General features: G+C 57.2%; 4 protein-coding genes. All 4 read right to left on the reverse strand.

What is annotated here, in order from left to right:
- Positions 1-148: 148 nt before the first annotated feature.
- Complete coding sequence (locus ABYV26_RS22265) at positions 149-439, reverse strand: rhodanese-like domain-containing protein (protein WP_372683554.1); 291 nt, start codon at positions 437-439, stop codon at positions 149-151.
- Positions 440-1,035: 596 nt separating this feature from the next.
- On the reverse strand, positions 1,036-1,701 hold the full coding sequence (locus tag ABYV26_RS22270; RefSeq protein ID WP_372683555.1) for a class I SAM-dependent methyltransferase: 666 nt from the start codon (positions 1,699-1,701) through the stop codon (positions 1,036-1,038).
- Positions 1,702-1,799: 98 nt separating this feature from the next.
- On the reverse strand, positions 1,800-3,182 hold the full coding sequence (locus tag ABYV26_RS22275; RefSeq protein ID WP_372683556.1) for an APC family permease: 1,383 nt from the start codon (positions 3,180-3,182) through the stop codon (positions 1,800-1,802).
- 251 nt (positions 3,183-3,433) lie between these two features.
- The coding region (locus ABYV26_RS22280; protein WP_372683557.1) for a site-2 protease family protein at positions 3,434-4,062 on the reverse strand (629 nt) is incomplete at its 5' end.

Genomic DNA, 4,062 nt, shown 5'->3' on the forward strand with positions numbered 1-4,062 from the left:
CTATGGTTTGAACCTCATAGTCAGGCATCGGGTTTGTTTTGACGATCGGGTAGCCGGCCGACTTCCATGCCTTTATCCCCCCGGAAAAAGTTTTGATGGTGGTATACATGCTGTTCGCCACCAGACTGGCGGCCTCCTGGTAGTATACTCACTGGGGGCTGAGACAATAGGTGACGATGAGCGTGTCCTTGTCTTCGGGGAGTTTGTCTGACCGCATGATCGTGTGCAGGGGGATGTTCACCGACCCGGGGATGTGGCCTTCGTTGAACTCGATGTCGCTCAACGGGTTGAGCAGGAACATTTTCTGACCCGAGTCCAGCATGGATTTAAGCTTCTGCGCCGTGAGGTCACGTCCTTCGGCCATTCCCTTGAAGGGTGAGAGCAAGATGTATCCAAACATAGCAATGGCGATGCACCGAGCAATCGAATGCCTTCTCACTTTATCCTCCTGTTCGGTTCGAGTTAATTAATAAAACAGTTGTCGTCATTGTGCGGATAAACCGCCTATATCATATTTTTTCGGTCAGTGATAAAAAAAATTAAAGAGACATCTCCAGATACTTCGTGTTGCCGGGATGGGTACATCTGATGTCATCCGTTTTTCCCCATCGTTGAAGAAATGCCCGAGCTAGCGGATTAGCCGTAGACAAATATGCCGCCACCCTGATTGCCGGGCGCGGCTGCTTTGGTTGGAGGGGTCTGTGGTGGGGGTAACGGGTTGGCGTCAAATCAATTTAAACGATGGTCACTGGCGGCAGTGAAAACCATTATTGCTTCGCTTCACGTGGTATTGGTTCGATGGATGATCCAATGCCGTCAGTGGATCTAAAAAGATGGGGTGAGATCGGCAACCCCAATGGGTTTCACCTTCTGAAACCCACCATCGATGGTACCCCATCGCGGCCGATGTCCGCCAGGCTTTGCGCCCATGCGGCTCCGGGTTCGATGAGAACACCGGAGACGAGGAACAAGAGACAGATACCCACGCAGCATATCATTGTCTACCGCCTTGCGACGATTGATGGCGAGCGGTGATTAAGGCGCGGCCGCATGCATGATGCGAAACGCACTGGCGCAGGGACCGTCCAGGCTGCCGTCGCTGCAGGTGAGATATCTCTTTTCAAGGTCTTTCGGGGCAAGGTCCGACATCACCTTCAATCCGTGTTGGCTCACATAGGCGGCGCTGTCGCCTTTTCGGATGCCGAATACAAGCGGTTTGCCTCGGTAGGCGACCCAGAAGGAAAGGCGCCGGATGTCCGGGCAGCGCTCGAAATCACCCTGGACGGCGCCCAGCGGCATGTAGTCGAAAACCACCGAACTGCCCGGTGCGGTATTTCCTGTGATGAACCGCATGAACCTGTCCACGGCTGCAGCGTCGATGTAGCGGGTGACGCCTTCGCAGACGAACAACGTCTTGCGTTTCGAATCATATCCGACCGATTCCAAGGCACCGTCCAATCCGTCATTACGATAATCGACGGGAACATACACCCCCGTGGCGGGTATCTTTCCAATGGCGGCCAGGACCAGCTCCGCTTGGCGGACCACGGTTGCCGGCAGGTCCACCTCGAAGCCGCGCACATCCCGGCGGCAAATTCGGCCGTTTCCGGGATGTCTCCCAGCCTGGCGGCCATGGCCGGCGTCACGGCGGGTGCCGTTGACAGACAGGCGGCCGTCAGAAAGCAAGCCATACAAACCCATCGGTATAGGCCACTCATGACAAATCCTCCTTTGGTTTGGATGGTTTCAACCCGGCTTCACCCCGATGCGAAAGCAGCGATTGAACGGCCGGTGGATGTTTACCTTTCCTCTTTAGGGTGGGGAGACCGTGTGCGATGGAAATAGACGTACATACCCAGTCCGGCGGCGATGGTGACGAACCCCCAAACGACCGGTGCCGGTCGGCTCCTGATGGAAAAGGTGATGATCCACAGATTGCCCAGGATGAAAATCAGCGGCGTCAGCGGGTATCCCCACGTCCGGTATGCCGGACCCTTACCCGGGTCCTTGAACCGCAGGCGCATCAACCCGATAACGGTCAGCATAGCAAACAGGGACAGGGTAAAGCCGATGTACACCAGCAGCCTGTCGTAGGACGCGGAGACGATCATGGTCATGGCGATAGCCGCCTGCAGCCCGATCGCATGGGCAGGCGTATGCCGTGTTTCATCGACCTTTGCGAAAAGGGGAAAAAAGATGCCGTCGCGGGACATGGCGTAGTAGACGCGCGGTCCGGCAAGAATCATGGCGCTGATCACGGAAAGAAGTCCCAAGGAGATGGCCCCGTTCAGCCAGCGGCCGATGCCGGGGCCGAACAGCCGAGCGCCTGCTGCGGCTGCCACTTCCATCACCCCACGCATCTCTTCCGGCGGCAGCGCGTAAACATAGACGAAGTTAAGCAGCAGGTAGAGTGCGGTGACGATTAGCGTGCCAACCAGCATCGCCAAGGGAATGTTTCGGGACGGGTGTTTGATTTCTCCGCCCAGGTAAGCAGCTGCATTCCAACCGCTGTAGGCAAAGCTGATGAAAATCAGGGCGACGACGAATTTCCCGTCCAACAGAACGCCGGGGGAGACGCTTCCACTGAAATGGTCGATGGAACCGCCTGAAGAGAAGATGCCGGCGCCGATAAATCCCACGATCAAAGCGATTTTGAAGAGCGTCAGCAGGTTTTGAACCCGACTGCCGGCACGCAGGCTGTGGACGTGCAGAATCGATAGCAGCAATACCACAGCCACGGCCAGCACCACCGGCAGCGAGAAGGTGAATACCGGTACACCGACGATGGAAAAAACACGATGGGTGCCGGGGCCGGCGCCAAGGGCTTTAAGCAGGTAAATCGAAAAGGCGATGGCGGCCGCCGCGATGGGGGCCGAAAAGCCGACGATGAGCGATATCCAGCCCGAGAGGAAGGCCAGCGGTTTGCCGAAGGCCTCGCGCAGATAGACGTATTCCCCTCCCGCACGGGGATAGCGCGCGCCCAGTTCACCGTAGCACAGGGCGCCGCACAGGGCGAACATCCCGCCCACGAACCAGCCCAGCAGCAGCGCCGATGAACTGCCGACCTCCTGGAGAACGAAGCCGGATGTCGTGAAGATGCCCGTGCCCACCATGTTGGCCACGACGATGGCAACGGCTGTAAAAAGTCCGATTTCCCTTTTCAATTGGTGGGCGGCAGGCATGCGGTATCGACCCTCTCGTCTTTCAAGGTGTGGGCAGGGTTGAGGGCAAGGGCGAATTAAACAGACAAGATGCTGATTCTCATTCCATACACGTTGCTTGATGGGGCCTCGAGAGGCATTGCAGGCGGCACCGGCACGATTGACGATGTCTGAAAGATCAACCCAACGCGACGTAAATACCTAACCGTTGACGTCCGCCATCGCGGATTCATGACCACCGAAGTTTTACGACGCGATTGCACGATAATTGGTCAGCCGATTCCCAAAAACCGCAGGATCATCTGGATGGGGTAGAAGACAAATCGGTCTAAAATATTAAAGTACATCAGGGCGATCACGATTATGAACCCGTAGGGTTCGATGCGGCTGTAGGCCAAGGCCTGCCTGGGCGGCAGGAGGCCTACCATCACCCGGCCGCCATCCAGCGGCGGAATGGGGATCAGGTTGAAGATCGCCAGAAAGACATTGAGCTGGATGGCGATAATCAGAAAGAGCAGCAGCCCCCGGACATGGAACCCGGCCATGAGCATGGCTTTGAAGACCACGGCCAGGGCAGCGGCCAGAAAGAGGTTGATCATCGGGCCGCCCAACGCCGACCACATCATGCCGCGTCTGGGATCCTTGAAATTGCGCGGATCGATGGGCACCGGCTTGGCCCAGCCGAAGACCACCGGCGATTTCATCAGGATCAGCATGGCCGGCAGCAGAACGGTGCCGAAGGGGTCGATGTGATCCTTCGGGTTCAGGGTCAAGCGCCCCTGGGACTCGGCCGTGTGGTCACCCAGCCGCCTGGCCACCCAGCCATGGGCAAACTCGTGGAAGGTCAGGGCCATGAACAGTGCTACAACTTGGAGTAAGATCAATCCCAAATCCATTTCTA

Source organism: Desulfosarcina sp., from assembly GCF_041551955.1.
In the GTDB taxonomy this organism is placed as follows: domain Bacteria; phylum Desulfobacterota; class Desulfobacteria; order Desulfobacterales; family Desulfosarcinaceae; genus Desulfosarcina.